This window comes from Mobiluncus curtisii subsp. curtisii ATCC 35241 (genome assembly GCF_000146285.1).
GTDB lineage: Bacteria > Actinomycetota > Actinomycetes > Actinomycetales > Actinomycetaceae > Mobiluncus > Mobiluncus curtisii.
Window position 1 is genome coordinate 1763359 of the sequence record NZ_GL385912.1, and the last position, 17020, is coordinate 1780378.

The following is a 17020-nucleotide window of genomic DNA, read 5'->3' on the forward strand; positions in this document are numbered from 1 at the left end:
GATTTCGATACGAACGATTTACAGCTGCAGAGCCACCAAACCGGGATACAGAGCAAACACCACGGTGAGCGGCAAAATCAAGAACACCACTGGCACCATCATGAGGACTTCTTTCTTTCCACCTTCCGTGAGCAACTGGGTTCGCGCCACCGCTCGTGAATCCGCCACTTGGGACCGCAACACGCCCGCTAAGGGAGAGCCGCGTTCCAACGCGGAGACAATGGCATCAATGAGGTGCGCGAGAATTTCGGAATCATTGCGGGCTCGAGCCGCGGTCAGACTGGGAGCCAAAGAGTCCCCATTATCTGCAGCTGCCAAGATTTTTTCCAGCTCTTGACCGGCGACACCGGCGCAGCGGGCAGAGACACGATGCAAAGCTCCATAGAGAGGTTCTCCGGCTCCCACCGCCAGCGCCAAAAGTTCAATGACATCAGGCAGCTCTTGATTGAGACGCAGTTGGCGACGCCGTGCTGCACCGGTCAGCCGGTAATCGGGAACCAACAGTCCTGCCAACACAAAACAGGTCAGCATCACGAAGGCTCCCGGTATCGGCAAGGTTCTCCCCCAGAATCCGATAATGCTCAAGACCACTGCCAGCATGCCCAGAGACGCTGCCCACCGCAGCTGCGAGCGGCGAAATTCGCACACGTCCCTGGGCAAACCCGCCAGTTCTAGCCGACGCTCAACAGATTCTTTGGAGGGACTGATAAACGTAAGAAACCTGGTCAAGCCATTATGAGAAAAAGAAGTATCCCGCAAGCCCGCGCCTCGGTAAGTCGCCATACCAATGAGATCAGCCTGAACATAAGGGGTAATTCTCCAGGTTGGAAAAGCGCCTTGACGAATCCACGGCCCCAGACACACCCCGATAAACCCGCTCCCGACCAAGACAGCGAGACCACCAACAATCCAGGTCACAGCGTTTTCCACGGTCTACTCCCGCATCGTGCGCGGACTAACTTCCAGGCGCCCCAGCCGCAGCATCATGAGGTAAGCCAGCGCCGACACCAGTGCCCCCACCAGCAAAATCATGGAACCTACCGGGGTGGAATACACCTCTAAGGTACCCGGACGGCTCAATAGCAGCGCCAGGATAATCCACGGGGAGGCAGCCGCCAGACGCGCCCCCGTCACGGTCCAAGATTGGCGCGCCAGCACTTCCCCGCGGGTGCGTTCCTCCGCGCGCAGCATCGCACCCAAGTCCTCCAACAGAATTACCAAGTCGTTGCCCCCCACTTGTGCAGCCAGGCGCAACGCTTCCACAATGCGATCCCCCACTGGATCAGCCAATTCGTGTTTCAGGATTTTTAAGGAGGCGTCGAGATTCCCACCCGCCCGATAATCAGCTGCGAAGTGCGCAAAAGGCACCCGCAGAGACTTCGGGGCTCTCGCGGCAACCTCCAGGAGGGTTTCCCCCAAGCTCAGCCCGGCACGCACCCCGGAAACTAAGTCATCTACCAGGTTTGGCCAGGCTTTGCCGCGTTGCCCCTGCACCGAATGCAGTTTGCCCTGCAGTCCCAAAAATGGCAGATACGCAGCCAGCAGCCCTGCTAACCACCCGACCATCACCAAACCCGTCACCACGGTGAGGCAGATCCCTGCTGACACCCCTGCCAACAGGGACAGCACCAAGAACTGTCCCAACCCGAGGCGCGTTCCACTTACCGCGGTGATGTCGTTGAAGTGAGCAGATTTGTGTGACCAATAGCGTTTCAGGGAGCTTTCACGATGTACCGAGCGCCGTTTCGGGCTCAGCGTCACCAGGAAAATACCGGAAGCGGCACTGAGAGCCGCTGCCCAGGTCAGCCAGAGGCTATTCATGGGGCGCCTCCCGCCAGAGGTCAGACAACTGACCAGCCCGTGAGCCAAAGGCGGACAGGAAATCGAAATTCGCGGAGTTCTTGACCGGTTGCGTACCTTCGGGCGGCACGCTGTAGAGCGGGTGTGCCACGATTTGACCGTCGCGCAGTGTCCCGTCCAAAGCCAACACTTCCGTCACCGCGCGGCTGCCCTGCCACGTTCCGCGCAGCTGCACCACCAGGTCAATGGCACCTGCAACCGTCGGTATCACAAATGCCGCGGTCACATTTTCTCCCGCCAGCAGCGGCAAGGTCGACAGTTTCGTAATCGCCTGCCGGGCGGTGTTCGCGTGAATCGTAGACATACCAGGAATCCCGCAATTCAGGGCAATGAGCATGTCTAGGCTCTCAGCGCCGCGAACCTCCCCGATGATTAGCCGGTCGGGACGCATCCGCAGAGTTTCTCGAACCAAGTCGCGCAGGGTAATCTCACCTTGACCTTCAATCGAGGCGTTGCGAGTCTGCATCGCCACCGTGTCAGGGGCTTTCAGGTTGAGTTCCAACACCTCCTCGCAGGTGATGACACGTTGGTCAGGAGGGATTTCCCCGCACAGGGCCCGCACCGTAGTCGTTTTTCCAGACTGGGTCGGACCTGCCACCACGATGTTCAAGCCGATGCGCACCGCTTCGGACAAGAAACTTGCCAGCCAGGCAGGCATCATCTTGAGTCGGACCAAATCCCGCACTTTCACGGCTTTCGCACTGTGCTTGCGGATGTTTATGGACCAGGTAGCAGTCACGGGCGGGATGACGACATGTAAACGTTCTCCGGTTTCCAAGGTGGCATCCACGCAGGGGTTGACGAAATCCAAATGCCGCCCCGAAGCTCGCAGCATCCGCTCTACCAAGGCTTCTACTTCGTCTTCTGCCAGCAGCAGGTTGGTCAGGCGGGCTTGCCCACCACGGGAACAAAACACCTGGGAAGGACTGTTCAACCAGATTTCTTCCACCGTTGGATCGTCCATCAGTGGCTGCAGTTTCCCGTAGCTTAGGCCCAAGTCAATAACTCCCTCGTACTTGAGAGCCAATAAATTACGGTTAGTTTAAACGCTTTTTTGCTGCTACAGTGCAAAGCCGTAGGCTCCGAAAGAAAAATTCCCATCTAACGTTCATGAAATTCTCAGGTTCTTCTATGATTTTGCCATAGTTTTGCCAAAATTCAGCGCCGACCCCCCTCGATAAATCCATCCCCCTGTCCAAGGCAGACATTTAATGGCGAGATTTCCAGCTTTCCGGAGCGGTCTGGCGGTTTACCTCCCAGGGTGACATAAAATTGAGAGATGAGCGATACCGATTTTCTGACCTTGGCGGCTTTGGCAACCGTGGCAATTCCAGACCTTGAGGTTGAGTCTCTGTGCCCGCCAGTTGGCGAAGACAGCGATTTCCGCTGGACCGGAATCCTCGATAATCACTCCGCCCGGTGGAGCGTCATTGGTGCCAAGCATGCAGATGCGGAAACGGCACTGCACAAGCAGCAAAAGATTTTAACCATGCTGACGAACTACCGCGACGCGCACCGGCTTCCTTTTGATGTGCCCCGGGTCGAAGGCAGCGCCACTTCGAAAGACGGAACTTCGGTGATTGTTTATCGTCAGCTGCCGGGCAATCCCTTGAATCTCAACGAACTGGCAGAGAATCCGGATTTGTTACGCGCCCTGGGTAAAGCCATCGCGGCACTGCACGAGATTCCCGCTAACTTGGTCGCTCATGTTGGCTTCCCCACTCCCAGCGTAGATGATATCCGTGCAGATTTGCGAAAAAATCTGTCCCAAGCGCTCGCTACCGGATTAGTGCCCCCGGTGCTGCAAGCTCGTTGGGAGCAAGCTCTCGACGAAGACGCCTGGTGGCATTTCCATCCTACGTTTGTCCACGGCTCTCTGGATCCTGAGCACGTCCTGGTCGCAGATTCCCGAATCTTGGGAATTTCTGGTTTTGCCGAGGTCAGTGTGGGCGACCCTTCCCAAGATTTATCCTGGGTGGCGTCTGAGCTGACCGATGAGGCGGTAGACCTGGTATTTGACGCTTACCATTTGGGACGCGCGGAAGGCTCAGACCCATTCTTGCGGCAACGTACCGACCTGTATATTGAATTAGCGCTGGTCAATTGGCTCAATTGGGGGGTTACCCAGGGTAGTGCCTCGATAATTGCCGATGCCCAGGACCTGTTGAACGAACAGCTGGAACGATTGGACGGAGACCTGTCGTTAACGGGTCGCCCCCTCTATGAGGATCAGAGCGCAAATGTCCCAGACGACACCGCCGATACGAGTGAAACCTCCACCGAGGGCATCACGGAAATTACCGCAGAAATTGCTGCAGAAATTGCCACCGAATCAGATTCCGAGAGCACTTCCTCGCCTGCGGATGACGCCTCCTAATGACGGGATGATTTCGCGTTTTCCCTGAGAGCACAAGGGTTCTCGCTGAATCTCTCGGTGTTCCTTACGTTTCCTCGCCACACCGACCCCCAAACGCAGACCCCGCGGGGTCTTCCAAAGTCACAGTCCCGCCCCGACCCGCTGTTGTCTCTCCGTATCGGTGCTGAGACGAGGGTCGCGCCACTAAGCCATCACCATGACAACGCGTCCTCTCCCGCTTCTGCAGGGGCATAAAGCCGGGACGGGCAGCGCTGCCAGATCTAAACCCCTTGCACGAAACCACCCGGCACCAGACTGCAGCGCCTAGGGGTAACTTCAATATCCAAATTTTTCTAAAACTGCGTCAACCTCCCCTCCCCGGTCCGTCAGGTTACTCACCAAGAGGCTCCGACTGTATTCGGCTATGCCCAGCTCATCAAGGATGTCCTGCAGGGTGAGCAGTTGTTTCGCCGGATTGTCCTCATTGAGGAATATATAGGCGCAGATAATATCCTCCGCCGGGGTTTCGGGATGCTCCTGCAACCAGTAAAGTCGATAAATTCCCAGCTGGTGCAGCCACTGAGCGTAGTTTTCCGGAGTCGGACGTCGACCGGTTTTCCAGTCAATAATCCAGATTTTTCCAGTTTGCACCTCTTCAAACTGCGCATCTATCCGCAATGGAATCACGGCACCGCCGGCTTCCGCAACGTAGAGTTCACCATCAAATTCGACCTGTGGACCACGCAGTCGCCGCAGCAGTTCTAAATCTTCGTAACGCTGCTGCCACTTGTGCAGCAGTTCACGCTGTTCTGGCGTGAAGCCGTCTTCCGTTCCGGCGTCAAAAATGAAAGTATCTTCATTTTCTAGCTGGCTGGCAATCCAAGCGTGCATGTAGGTTCCCAAACGTGCCGCCACACTGGGCTGTTGGGGCAGGGGACGCAGACGCTGGAGCAAGTATCCCTCGCTGTCTTGCGCCAAATGTGCCATCCCGGTAGCAGAAATTCGTCCCAACAAATCACCGGTGCCCAAACGTGTTTGTGGCTGATGCAGCAGTTGGCTCAAGCGGCGCTCAGTTTCTTCGTCCGCGTCTTGACTGATTCCACCAGAGAATTTGCCACTATCCAAAGCAGCCTCAGTGACTTGCACCGCCTGAGCAAAGTCTAGGCGCGTCTGAGTGAGAGGTAGCGCCGGCCAAATGCCAGCGTCAAACCGGTCTTGATTCGGATTTTCAATTTTGTCAGGAATGGACGTAACTACGGTGTCAGGCCATTCCACGTCGGGAGTCTCAATCCCCAATCGGGCGACCTCCTGCGCAAATGTCTCCGCGTTAAACGGGGTCAACAGGTTTGCTACACCGACCGCACCTCCCTCCGAGGATTCCACCACCGGCACCGTAGACGAGTCAGGTTGGATAATGTCTGCCCCGCCCGATGACGCCAATGAATCAGCATCTGAAAAGATGTGCTGTTGCGGGTCTTGTTCTACCAGGAAAAATTGGCTGGGCGGACGACCTTTCTTGGTCTGTCGTTCGAACCAGCAGTGTCCCAACAGGAGCCGGGACTTGGCGCGAGTGAAAGCCACATATGCCAACCGTGATTCTTCCCGGAGTGCGTAATGCTCGGCATCTTCCTTAAACGTTTCGAGTAACCCTTTTTTCTTTGATACTCTTCCGGTCGCAGTCAGCAGGGTCTGGGTTTTCAGTTCCAGCTCAGGAAGATGATCCCGATCACTGCGCAGCGGATAGGGCAACACATCGCGTTGCGTTACCCAAATTTCACCTCTGACAGAAGGAAAAGTGCTCTTATTTAGGTTTGGGACCGCCACCCAATCCCATTCGAGCCCCTTCGCGGCGTGCATGGTGATAATCTGCACCGCCGCATTGTCCACCTCGAAGTCTAGGTCAGCAAAGCTGGCTTCTTCGTCTTCACCGGCGCTGAGCCAGTTAAGAAATCCGCTCAGCGTAGCTCCGGGAGTCCGTCCAAAATCACGAACCAGGTTTAAGAACTCCACATAGGCCCCAGCTTGGCAGGGGGAACCGGGTAACTGCTGTTCAATATCTAAATCGAGCAGTCGATGTGCTAACCGCGCCAACACCAGGGGGGTCGCAAATGGGGCATTATCCTTTAGCTCCGTCAGAATCCCGCGTAGTTTTTCCAGTCGAGTTTGAGCTTCAGTTGAAACTTGCGCCCCGCCCTCCATCACTATCTGGTAGGGGGTGAAACGGTGCCGATTCTGTCCCACTGCCTGTAAATCGCTCAATCCCAACCGATACCTATCGAGCAAAAGCAGCAGGCTGGCGCTTTTTTCGGGATTGTCGGTGATTTCCAGAGCGGCGCGCACCAAGCGCACTCCCGGATCTTCCAAAATTCCCTGCATACCCCTGGTCTGGTAAGGGATTCCGGCACGGCGCAGGGACTCAACCAAGCCAGGAATAGCATTTTTCGCACGGCACAGTACTGCGGCAGTAGGTAATTTTTCGGCAGGCACCCCTTCACTCTGCAGCTTCACCCGTTGGGCTTGCCACAATCGGAAAAAGTTCACCACCGCTTGACTTTGCTGCAAATCAGTCAACGTCTGGATTCCGTAAACGATGCCGGGATTTGCCCCCGGCCGGGCTTGCAGGGGTTTACTGATTGCCGACTGGACGTCCTGGTTCCGGGGTATGTTCCTCTCCGCAGCCACCGCCGGCGCTCCTGCCAATTCGGCAGAAATCCGGTTCGAGACTGTGAGGATGACGGCATCGTTACGCCATGAAGTCGACAAGGTTCGGGTGAGTAACTGGCGGGGATCCGTGCAAAATATCGAGCCAAAGTCCTCCATTGAGGCTGCCGAAGCCCCCCGCCAACCGTAAATGGCCTGGTTCGGATCCCCCACCGCGGTAACCGCACAATCACGGAAAATTCCTGCCAGGAAACGCATCTGCGCCACCGAAGTGTCTTGGAATTCGTCCAAGAACACCAGCTGGAATCGTTCCCGCTGACTTTCCCCGACTGCCGACAGTTGTTCCACCAAACGAACCGTTTCCCGAGTTTGGTCAGAAAAGTCTGCCATCAGGAGTTCCCGTTTACGTTCGTTGAAAGCCTGGATGACGTTAGTAGCGTTACATCCGAATTCCATGGTGTCGATGATGGTATCCAAATTACGTAACGCCGTGCTGTTAAGGTCGGCGCCTTCGGCATCTTGCAAGCGTTTGGCAGCTGCGAGGTAGGAACGATAGGTCTGTTTCATCTCAGCCAAATCAACGAGATGAGAATTAGTGTCGTTAGCCAGAGACAGCAGAATGTTTACCAGGTTTTCAGCGTTTTCCCCCTCACGTTTTGTCCCTAACGCTCCGGTCCAGCTTTGCACCACATCAGTCATGATTTGATACCTGGCGGCGTCAGTGATGGTGGTGAAACCGGATTCCCGCCCGACTAACGTGCCAAATTCTGTCAAGAGGGTTCCCGCGTAGGAATCATAGGTGGAGACACTGACCGGGTGACGCAGCATTTCCGGAGTCATTCCCCGTTGGACAAGAGTATCGAAACGCTGGCGCAGCTGATTCAGATCAAAGTCCGCAGCTTTTAACACCGCGTTAACCTCCGCGGTTTGCCGTCGTTCCTGCACCGACTCTAAAAGACTCGCGAAGCGATCCAAACGCAACGAAAAACGAGCTGCCATCTCTGCCGCGGCCTTGCGAGTGAAGGTCAGTCCCAAAATTGCTTCGGGGACAATACCGGCATTCACGACCCAATAAACCAGCCGGTTCGCAATGGTTTCTGTCTTGCCACTGCCTGCTCCGGCTACCACCAGGAGCTGTCCTCGTGGCGCCGTAATTACTGCGGATTGTTCCCGAGTTGGCGGATTAGCTCCCGTCAAAATAGCCAGTTCGGACGCGGTAAATATTTCTGTCACTGGTTTCGTCGTAGTCATCGTTGTCTCACTTCCACTCCGAGAGTATTACCGGCGCCCCAAGCTCCGAGGGATTCAATTTGCGCCAAATTCGGTCCACTGAACGCCGCCACCGCTAAATTCACACGGTCTTGCAGATAGTCTCTCAACAGCATGGCTTCCGGATCGGGCGCGCCCGGAGTCTCGCCGCGCAGCCAAGCCAGGGGATCTCGGAGAATCTGACGTTGCTCCCCGGAGAACCGAGTGGGGAGAGTAATCGCCTCCGTTCCCGATTCGAGAGATTGTTGCGCCCAGACTTTCGGTTCCCGAGGCTCCTCAATGCCCTGTGTGGAGTACAGTTTTTTCGAGTCTGGTGGAACCTGCAGTGCCACAATTTCTGCCATGTCACAAGGCTGCTTCTGCCCGTCCGGAGAGGCGTTATAGGCAGCCTGATACAACGCCAACTGCAGATTAGCCGCTACCTTAGCCGCGCTGAAATTAGAAGGATTACCGGTCTTATAGTCCATGATGATGACGCGCCCATGCGCAAACATCACCCGGTCAATTCGGGCGTTGTAGACCAAGGCACCCTTCCCGGAGCTGGCCTCCAATCGGCAGGGATAACGCACTTCAAAACGTGAGGGGTATTGATGATTTACCAGGAAGGTCGCCAGGGGCACCAGACAGGTCTCAATGTGGCGACGGAAGTTAGATTCCACCCACGTCTCACCGGACAAGGGACCAAGCAGACGCCGTACTTCTTGGCGCAGCTCAGTCAGGACTTGCTCAAACTCCAGGTCATCTCGCGGTCCGTGCCCCTCCCACCAGTACCTGCGTCCCAGGATTTCGGCAGCTTCATGAACAATGTTGCCAACTTTATTCGCCGCATATGGGTCATCTTCATCGTTGGAGTAACCGGACCAGCTCAGCACGTAATCCAGAGGATTCTCTAAGGCGCGTTCCAAACCGGATGCGTAAATGCGAATTTCGGCAGATTCTGTCTCGTCTCCGCTGACCGGTAAAGCACCTATCCAATTTTCCGGATGCGCCGAAGGGCAGTCCCCTGCTGCCAATTTTGCGAGCAGACCCGCGGCGATGGGAGCATCTATAGTCGGAGTCCCCCAACTGGTTTCCCCGCCCAGACAAGCCGCGCGTAGATAGGCGACGAAGTCACGCAGATTGGTGGGTAAACGGCGATGCTGTTTCGGTTCGAGCTGCAAAGTCTGCACCAGGGAGGTGAGAAAGGTGGAACGCCCGACACCGTCCTGCGCGGTGGTCCCCAAAATGAGGCGTTGCGTGCAGCGGGTCAGGGCAGTAAAGAAGTGCCGGTATTCGTTTTGCCAATTCCACAGGTAACCAGCACTGCTGGAGTTTGTAGGGTCGCCGTAATTTTCCAGCTCAAACATGGAGGAACCCAAGATTGATCCCGGCCAACGCATCGCCGGCCAGTTTCCGTCAGTGAGTCCCACCACTGCCACCAGGGGCCAGTGCTGGGAGACAGTGGCTGCGGCTGACACTACAGTGACTGCATCCTTCACCAGATGATGAGGAGCCACGGTGCCGGTGGGGAGGTCACGAGCCAACATCCCCTGCGCGAAATCCGCCGCGGTTTTGCCCGGGTTACGAGCCTCAAACCAATCTGCAGCTTTAAACAAGTCCATCACCAAATCCAAGTCAATCTGTAGCGTAGACCGCACCGCGGGGACCAAACCGGGCTGCAAAGCCCGCGCCTGAAGGATTTCGCCACGCCCCAGACCGTCCCATAGTTTCCAGAGCAGCAGCTGTACTGATCCTGAATCGGCTTTCCATTGTTGCCATCCCGATTGGAGAGCCTGTGCCAAGTCGACCAGCTGTGCTGCGTCGGGTAATGCAGAGATAATCTCAGGGACCGAACGACCGGAGAAATCATTCTGTCCAGAGATAACCTGGCGCAAGAACTGCTGAATGTAGGGTAAGTTTCCAACAATTTGGATTCCGCCCTCCTCATCATCGGCAGTGTCAGCGGAATCCATCACCCCAGTGGACCCCGCAGCGTTCTCTGAATCTGCCGGTGGCTGCAACCGCAGGTCGTACAGTGAGGAGTCCATTCGCCGCATTCGCCAGACGTCCCAGCCCACCAGGGCGGAAGAAAGCAATCCGGCTAAATCCAAATCCGATAGTTTCACTTGATCGCAATCTTCCACGCAAACCGCCTGCATCATCTTCAGCAGATAGCGTGTGAGTCGCCCTTCGTTGAGTTGACCGGTGGCTCCCGGAACTACCACCGGAATATCCATGTTTTCCAGCACTTCGGCGACCTGCCGGGCTTCTCGAGAAGAACGGGTCAGAACTGCCATCTGTGAATACTTCAGGGGTCGATCAGAGAAGATATGAGCGTCTTGCAGCAGAGTCCCGATTTCTTGATATTGGGCAGTGTCAGTGGACTTTTCCACCAAAATAATGCGGTCTCGACCGTCTGCATCACAGAGCGAGTCTGTCTCTGTCGATGCCGGAGATGATTCCTGTGCCGAGTTCCACAATCTAGCACTGATGCCGTGCACGCCCAGACGATTCACCGCTATCCGCCACGCTTGACGCAACGGTGCGGGAACGTGTTCTTTGGTAAGCAAAATTTCGATGGCGCCTTTGCCCGGAATTGTCTCTAGCTGTTGCCAGAGTCTCTCACTCAAGTGGGGGGTCGCGCCACGGAAGGTATTCACGCAGGTTTCGGGCAAAGTACAGGCTACCAAGGTGGTTCCATGCGTCGCCCACAGAGAGAGGATATCAATCATCAGTCCGTTGAAGTTTTGCAAATCATCGATGCCTACCAGTTCCGGAACCGGGGCTCCGGCTTTCACCGCCAAAAGATACTCTTCGAACAGAGAAGCCGTGTCCAAAGGCCAGGCAGATTGACGAGCCTGCGACCGTTTTGCTTCCCGGTCGGATTGCATCGCTTTAATCAGCCGGGTCACCAGCGGATGTACCGGGGACGCGGCGGAGTCTGACAAGGCGTCACCAGCAAAAGCCCGGACTCGAAAGATTCCATCCACCAAGTCACGCCGGAAACCTTGAGTTTCCAGAGCCGCGCGCAGTTCTTCTTCCAGAGGCATTTCAGCCAGAAAATCCTGGATTTGGACCATAACCTCGGCATCGGTGGCCAATCTAACTTCTGGCAGACCTTCCGTTTTCCGCCATTGATTGAAGCGCGCAAAAACTTCCGCCACAAAACCCTTACTGACACCCAGGAGACAACCTGGATCTTCCGATTTTGCCCGAATTTCCAAGGCTCGCTCACTCAATCGGCGGGCTGCACCCGCATTGGGACTCAATACCAGCATCCGGGGATTATCCACCAACAGCTGTGCTAAAAGCGTGGTTTTCCCACTCGCCGGAACCCCTGCCAAAAGCACGGATTCACCGACATCGAGCGATTGGCGAACCCGGTCCGCTAACTCATCGAAAATCTCCATAGTTTGAGAGTACCAGTAGCCCCGAATACGAAAATTTGAAACTGTAAAACTCGTCACCTCCTCGGGCATGAAATTCCCCCTCATCGGGCAAAACCCCTAGAATGAGAGGACAGTCGGAAAGGAATGGTAATGGAAATTAAAATCGGAATGAAGTCAGTAGCTCGCGAACTCTCCCTGGACATCGACAAGTCCTTCGAGGAACTGCAAAAACTGCTCACGGACGCCGTCGCTGCTGGAGAAATCATTGATTTAGTGGACAAACGCGAGTCACACACCCTCATCAATGCCGGCAACATCGCCTACGTTGAATTCGCCCCTGAGCGTCAAAACCGGATTGGTTTCGCCATCTGATTTCCCTTAGAAAGCCAGACCTAGGTCTTCCATCCTGCGGGAATGCTGCTTTTGAATTTCTTCCACCGTGTCGTTGACCTCTACCCCAGCGGGCAGCAGCAGCGGATAAGCATCCAGGATGGCTCTGACCCCCGCCACGGCTTCTCCCGCAACGCGACGTCCCCACATGGACAGGCGCGACTCCACCGTCGGGTCAGCAGCAATACCGTCACGCAACCTGGCTCGCACCCACTGGGTCAGTCCTGCAGAGCCGGAAACTCCTAGAATCTCAATCATGTCAGCTCCGACAAACTGGGCTGCCAAGTCCTCCATATCTGCCAAAATTCCCACAAAAATATAGCTTTTCACCATGCGCTCCCACCAGTCACGAGGACGAGTGCGCAGTTCCATATCGTCAAAGAATCCCACATAAGGCTGGGTCAGATTAGCCAGATCTAAACCCCGCCGATTCGCAAACGCTTCCAAATCATCAATGGCAGTCACGAACGAAACCCCCATGCGCGCCAATGCCAGCTGATCCGCGAAATCAGTAGTCTGGGACACGTCCCGAGCCAGCCTAGCGTAAGCCGTAATCCTCGTGAATGCAACCAAACCCAGCATATGCGCCGTACGTTCTTCTGAAATTTCCATAGGTTCATTCTAAGCGCCACGTTGCGGTAGGGAATGTGAAACTCGAGACAGTGCCTGGAAAAGTTGCCAAAATGGAGAGATGCGGATTTCTTCTGTTCTGAATTTTAAACCAGCCGAGTCTCCCGTCCGTCACCCGCCTGTGTTTCGTTTTGCAGGCAAAAGCCGTCTGTGGCGACACGTGGGCGTGACTCTGGCAGCGCTGGGGTTGTCCGCAACCGGGCTGGTTGTTGGAGTACCCGGAGCGAACTCGGTATCGGTTCAGCCCGCCGGCACCCCGGTGACTCTGGGAAATAATGAGGCAACGGCACGAGCCGAGTTTGAAACCTTGTGGAACTCAACAGATCAGGTCACCCCATTTTCTTCCGGGACGGTTATCTCCTCGTGTACCCCCGGCACGGCACAGCCCGAAGCTGTCCAAGCGATGCTCTCTACCTGGAACTATTTGCGGTCTTTGAATCATCTCGCGCCGGTCAGCTTGCCTGCGGGCTATGCTCCGCAAGGTCCGGCACAAGCGGCAGCTCTCACCGCCGCGGCAGGACCGGTGGCTTCCCCCGTGCCCGACTCCGTTCCGGGCGTGGCGTGTCTCAACGAGGACGTGAAACTTGCCTCCCGTTCGGGGGTGATTGCCCGTTTGGATGGCATCGTTACTCCAGCCACGGAAATCTTGCGCTACATCACCGAAGCCTCAACCACAAACACAAATGACAACCTGGGACATCGGCTCCAGATGTTCTCACCCATTCAAGCGAACGCCGCTATCGGGGCGGTCTCAATCGGCACCTCCGGTCCTACGGCAACTTCCATCCAACTTTTTGACACGACTTACCAGGCTGCCGGCAGACCTGCCCACCCCAATTTTTGGAATCCTGCAATTCAGCAGCCCCCGAGCCTCGCGTGGCCGGCAGCGGGGTATTTTCCTTCCCGTATCCTGCCTACCGGAGCGGGCGAAAACGTGTCCCGTTGGTCTTATTCTGGTCGCTGCGCAGACCTGCGTAATGCGGAAGTTCGGGTGACCGGTCCGACGGGAGAGATTCCGCTACAGGTCATTCACCGTGCCGAACCCGGAATCGACCCTAACCAGACACCGTGGCAATACGGCGGGTATGACACGATTTTGTTTAAAGTCCCCCTGGATCAGTTGACCATTCCTAGCTTTTACAACGTAGCCCGCTATACCGTCAGTATTTCTAATATCAACACCGCTCCAAACTGTCAGCCGGTACCTGCCTCGACCAGCTATCAGATAAACTTATTCAACTCCGACTGGCCGGCTGACCCTGACGGAGATGCGGATCAAGACGGAGTCGTGAACTCCCTAGATTCTCGACCGCATATCCCCGACCTGCATACTGACCGGATTGCCGGGGCGGATCGATTCGAAACGTCTGCAGCTATCGCCAAGTCTGCAAGCTCACGCCCGGCAGTGGCATATCTGGCCCGATCCGATGTCTTTGCCGACGCTTTAGTAGGTGGGGTTCTCAAGGACGGTCCGGTCCTGCTGGTTCCTCCCGATTCGTCTCCGGTGCCCGCGGTGATTTCTGAAACTCTGCGCGCCCTGAAACCCAAACAGGTCGCGGCTTTGGGGGGAACAGGAGCAATTTCGGACGCCCGTCTCTATGAACTCGCCGGGGGGCGCGCCGCATTGCGGATTGGCGGGGCAAACCGGGTCGATACGTCTGTGATGGTCGCCCGGAGAGCCTTTACAAAAGCAAATTCTCTCTACATTGCCAATGCCTACGGACCGGGCGGCAGGGTCTCTCCGGATGCGCTAACCGGCGCTGCCTTGGGGGACGGACCTATCGTTCTGGTTGACTCATCCTCCCCCGCTATCGCCACCATTCGCCAACTAGCATCAGACCTGCAGGTGAAACGGGTAGTTGCCCTGGGCGGGCGATCCGCCGTGTCGGATGCAGTTCTCCGCAGCGTAGCTAATGGCAAAGCAGCAACCCGCTTGGGCGGTCGGGATCGCTACGAAACATCGCGGGAAATTGCTTTGGAATCCGCACGTCTGCAACCCTCAACCCACGCCTATCTGGCTCGCGGCGATGTGTTTGCTGACGCGGTTTCGGGAGGGCATCTGCGCAACGGACCAATTTTGCTGGTGCCGCGCGGGTGCGGGCGCCTGGACCAATCTACTCTGCGCACTTTGGCAAAACTCAATGCCTTCCAAGTGACCGCCCTGGGCGGATACGCCGCAATCTGTGAAGAATCCCTCCAGAGCGCTCTGGACTGGCCAGATTATGTCAATCACAACGTCACCGAGTTCTAGGCATAGGTTCGTGAACCGTTGAACCTGACAGGAACACTACATCCCCCAGCCAGCGCGGTTTACAATGAAAGATGTAGGTACACGACTTTTGAATACTGACAACGATAAGGAAGATACATATTGAGAAGCGAAAATACCATGGAAACCGCGGAAACTGATGAGGGAACCGCGGCGGACATCACCGGTATTAACGACTTGGAGGCGAACCAAGACAAGACTTTCGCCGATTTCGATGTGGAACCCGAAATCGTTGCGGCGCTGCGTGACCAGGGCATCATTCACCCCTTTCCAATTCAAGCTTTGACCTTGCCAGTCGCGCTGAATCGTCAGGACATTATCGGTCAGGCAAAGACCGGCACTGGCAAAACCCTCGGATTTGCCATTCCTATCTTGCATGACATCATCGGTCCCGGTGACGAAGGCTGGGATGAGATACCGGATTCCGGATTCCCGCAAGCCCTAGTGATTTTGCCGACACGCGAGCTGGCAAAACAAGTCGCGGCGGAAATCCGAGCCGCAGCGACTCATCGAGTGGCTCGCATCATCGAGATTTATGGTGGCGTTGGGTTTGATTCCCAAGTTGAGGCACTGCGCAAAGGTGTGGAAGTTGTTGTTGGCACTCCGGGACGACTGATTGACCTGATGAATCAAGGCACCTTGAAACTGGGACGAATCCGAACCCTGGTTATGGATGAGGCCGACGAGATGCTGGACATGGGCTTCCTACCTGACGTGGAAAAACTCATCTCCCAGATTCCCCCGCGCCGTCACACCATGCTGTTCTCGGCGACCATGCCCGGTCCGGTAGTAGCTCTCGCGCGTCGGTACATGTACCAACCCACTCATATCCGTGCCACCGATCCGACTGACTCCTCGCAGACCGTGCGACAGGTCAAACAGGTCGTGTATCGGGTACATTCCCTCAACAAGACGGAAGTTATCGCTCGCATTTTGCAAGCCAGAAATCGGGGCTTGACGATTATCTTTACCCGCACGAAACGAACCTGCCAACGGCTGTCCGACGAACTCGCCGAGCGGGGCTTTGCCACCGGCGCTATCCACGGTGATTTGGGTCAAAACGCACGAGAACGGGCTTTACGGGCTTTCCGTCACGGCAAGGTGGACGTGCTGGTCGCCACCGATGTGGCAGCGCGAGGCATCGACGTGGATGACGTGACCCACGTAATCAACTACGAATGCCCCGAGGATGATAAGACCTACATTCACCGAATTGGGCGCACTGCCCGTGCCGGCAACAAGGGCAGCGCCATTACGTTCATCGATTGGGAGGACCTGACGCGGTGGCGAGTCATTAACCGGACTCTCGACTTGGATTTTGCTGACCCGCAAGAGACCTATCACACCTCCCCGCATCTCTATTCCGACCTTGATATTCCCACGGATGCTACCGCAAACTTGCCACGATTCCGCAGGGTTCGCGCCGGATTGGAAGCCGAGGAGCTGGAGGATTTGGGTGGGCGCGACCCGGCACGTCCGGGGAAACGCCGCGCCGGGAAAGGCTCCGGTGCGGGGCGCCGCAAATCTGAGAAGGGTCGCGGACCACGCAAAAACACCAAGAAGAAACACGACTGTAAAGAACGCGAAAAAACCACTAAGCGCGGGGCAGCTGAAGAACCTGCTAAAAAGGAACGTCAACGCAAACGTACCCGCCGTCACAAGTCTGATAAGACTGGAAAAGGTAAGGGAGCCCACTAATGATTGATCACCTCACCCCTTACGAAGGCGTCGTTTTTGGCGCTTTAATCGCATTAGGTCTCCTCTCGATGCTCTCGGCTGAAGAAAATACCCAGATGGTCGGGGCTTGCCTGCTGGCTGCCGGATTTTGGGGCGGGGTCATCGCCTTGGTGCGCGCCCTGCTGCATCGCGAACCCGGCGGTTTGTACGTAATCTCTTTCGTTGCCGCGCTGATTGCTGGCTTGATGAAGTTCTTTGTGTTTTCTGACCTGGGCGAAGACGGCGGAAATCGGGTGATTTGGACTTTCGTTATCGGCATTGGGATAGCCGGGCTGGTTGGAACAGCTTTGAACGCTTTGATTCGACAACCCCCGGAGGATCCGGAGGCAGCTGCCAAGCAGGCTGCCCCGGATCTTGAAGATTCCGCAGGGGTTGCTCCTTTCCCTGAAATGGACGATGACGCGGGAGAGCCCGCCACCGAGACAGACGAAGCTACCCCTGAAGATTCCGCGCCGGACTTGCCCTAAACCTCATATTAGG

11 protein-coding genes are annotated in these 17020 nt (G+C 56.1%); 5 read left to right on the forward strand and 6 right to left on the reverse strand.

Features of this window, described 5'->3' with window-relative positions:
- Positions 1-18: 18 nt before the first annotated feature.
- From HMPREF0574_RS07620 to HMPREF0574_RS07630, 3 genes are read right to left on the reverse strand one after another with little or no spacing between them, the layout of a single operon-like run.
- Entirely contained in the window at positions 19-930 is a 912-nt protein-coding gene (locus tag HMPREF0574_RS07620) for a type II secretion system F family protein (protein ID WP_004008153.1), read from the reverse strand.
- A 3-nt stretch (positions 931-933) separates the two neighbouring features.
- Positions 934-1821, reverse strand: coding sequence for a type II secretion system F family protein (locus HMPREF0574_RS07625; protein ID WP_004008154.1), 888 nt, complete (start codon positions 1819-1821; stop codon positions 934-936).
- Positions 1814-2824 (reverse strand): TadA family conjugal transfer-associated ATPase, encoded by a 1011-nt coding sequence (locus HMPREF0574_RS07630; protein WP_370446344.1) that lies wholly within the window; start codon positions 2822-2824, stop codon positions 1814-1816. Before HMPREF0574_RS07630 ends, HMPREF0574_RS07625 begins: the two co-directional genes overlap by 8 nt.
- A gap of 315 nt (positions 2825-3139) precedes the next feature.
- Here HMPREF0574_RS07630 and HMPREF0574_RS07635 point away from each other — a divergent pair, with 315 nt between their 5' ends.
- Complete coding sequence (locus tag HMPREF0574_RS07635) at positions 3140-4237, forward strand: macrolide 2'-phosphotransferase (RefSeq protein WP_004008157.1); 1098 nt, start codon at positions 3140-3142, stop codon at positions 4235-4237.
- A gap of 315 nt (positions 4238-4552) precedes the next feature.
- On the opposite strand, the gene HMPREF0574_RS07640 is transcribed toward HMPREF0574_RS07635, so the two are convergent.
- Positions 4553-8128, reverse strand: coding sequence for an ATP-dependent helicase (locus HMPREF0574_RS07640; RefSeq protein WP_004008158.1), 3576 nt, complete (start codon positions 8126-8128; stop codon positions 4553-4555).
- Positions 8125-11535 (reverse strand): PD-(D/E)XK nuclease family protein, encoded by a 3411-nt coding sequence (locus HMPREF0574_RS07645; RefSeq protein ID WP_236585913.1) that lies wholly within the window; start codon positions 11533-11535, stop codon positions 8125-8127. The genes HMPREF0574_RS07640 and HMPREF0574_RS07645 overlap by 4 nt, the downstream gene beginning before the upstream one ends.
- A gap of 129 nt (positions 11536-11664) precedes the next feature.
- Between HMPREF0574_RS07645 and HMPREF0574_RS07650 the strand changes: the two genes are divergently transcribed.
- A complete protein-coding gene (locus HMPREF0574_RS07650; protein ID WP_236585914.1) occupies positions 11665-11886 on the forward strand; it encodes a DUF3107 domain-containing protein in 222 nt (73 codons plus the stop codon).
- 6 nt (positions 11887-11892) lie between these two features.
- On the opposite strand, the gene HMPREF0574_RS07655 is transcribed toward HMPREF0574_RS07650, so the two are convergent.
- On the reverse strand, positions 11893-12516 hold the full coding sequence (locus HMPREF0574_RS07655; RefSeq protein ID WP_004008161.1) for a ferritin-like fold-containing protein: 624 nt from the start codon (positions 12514-12516) through the stop codon (positions 11893-11895).
- A 79-nt stretch (positions 12517-12595) separates the two neighbouring features.
- On the opposite strand from HMPREF0574_RS07655, the gene HMPREF0574_RS07660 reads away from it, so the two are divergent.
- From HMPREF0574_RS07660 to HMPREF0574_RS07670, 3 genes are all read left to right on the forward strand, one after another.
- Complete coding sequence (locus HMPREF0574_RS07660; protein ID WP_211577393.1) at positions 12596-14785, forward strand: cell wall-binding repeat-containing protein; 2190 nt, start codon at positions 12596-12598, stop codon at positions 14783-14785.
- 138 nt (positions 14786-14923) lie between these two features.
- Positions 14924-16501, forward strand: coding sequence for a DEAD/DEAH box helicase (locus HMPREF0574_RS07665; RefSeq protein ID WP_004008163.1), 1578 nt, complete (start codon positions 14924-14926; stop codon positions 16499-16501).
- Positions 16501-17007 (forward strand): transglycosylase, encoded by a 507-nt coding sequence (locus tag HMPREF0574_RS07670; protein WP_004008164.1) that lies wholly within the window; start codon positions 16501-16503, stop codon positions 17005-17007. Before HMPREF0574_RS07665 ends, HMPREF0574_RS07670 begins: the two co-directional genes overlap by 1 nt.
- Positions 17008-17020: the final 13 nt, after the last annotated feature.

Coding starts and splice junctions, on each gene's coding strand:
- HMPREF0574_RS07625 (WP_004008154.1), bottom strand. CDS start 1,821: ATGAATAGCCTCTGGCTGACCTGGGCAGCGGCTCTCAGTGCCGCTTCC.
- HMPREF0574_RS07630 (WP_370446344.1), bottom strand. CDS start 2,824: ATGGACGATCCAACGGTGGAAGAAATCTGGTTGAACAGTCCTTCCCAG.
- HMPREF0574_RS07635 (WP_004008157.1), top strand. CDS start 3,140: ATGAGCGATACCGATTTTCTGACCTTGGCGGCTTTGGCAACCGTGGCA.
- HMPREF0574_RS07640 (WP_004008158.1), bottom strand. CDS start 8,128: ATGACTACGACGAAACCAGTGACAGAAATATTTACCGCGTCCGAACTG.
- HMPREF0574_RS07645 (WP_236585913.1), bottom strand. CDS start 11,535: ATGGAGATTTTCGATGAGTTAGCGGACCGGGTTCGCCAATCGCTCGAT.
- HMPREF0574_RS07650 (WP_236585914.1), top strand. CDS start 11,665: ATGGAAATTAAAATCGGAATGAAGTCAGTAGCTCGCGAACTCTCCCTG.
- HMPREF0574_RS07655 (WP_004008161.1), bottom strand. CDS start 12,516: ATGGAAATTTCAGAAGAACGTACGGCGCATATGCTGGGTTTGGTTGCA.
- HMPREF0574_RS07660 (WP_211577393.1), top strand. CDS start 12,596: ATGCGGATTTCTTCTGTTCTGAATTTTAAACCAGCCGAGTCTCCCGTC.
- HMPREF0574_RS07665 (WP_004008163.1), top strand. CDS start 14,924: ATGGAAACCGCGGAAACTGATGAGGGAACCGCGGCGGACATCACCGGT.
- HMPREF0574_RS07670 (WP_004008164.1), top strand. CDS start 16,501: ATGATTGATCACCTCACCCCTTACGAAGGCGTCGTTTTTGGCGCTTTA.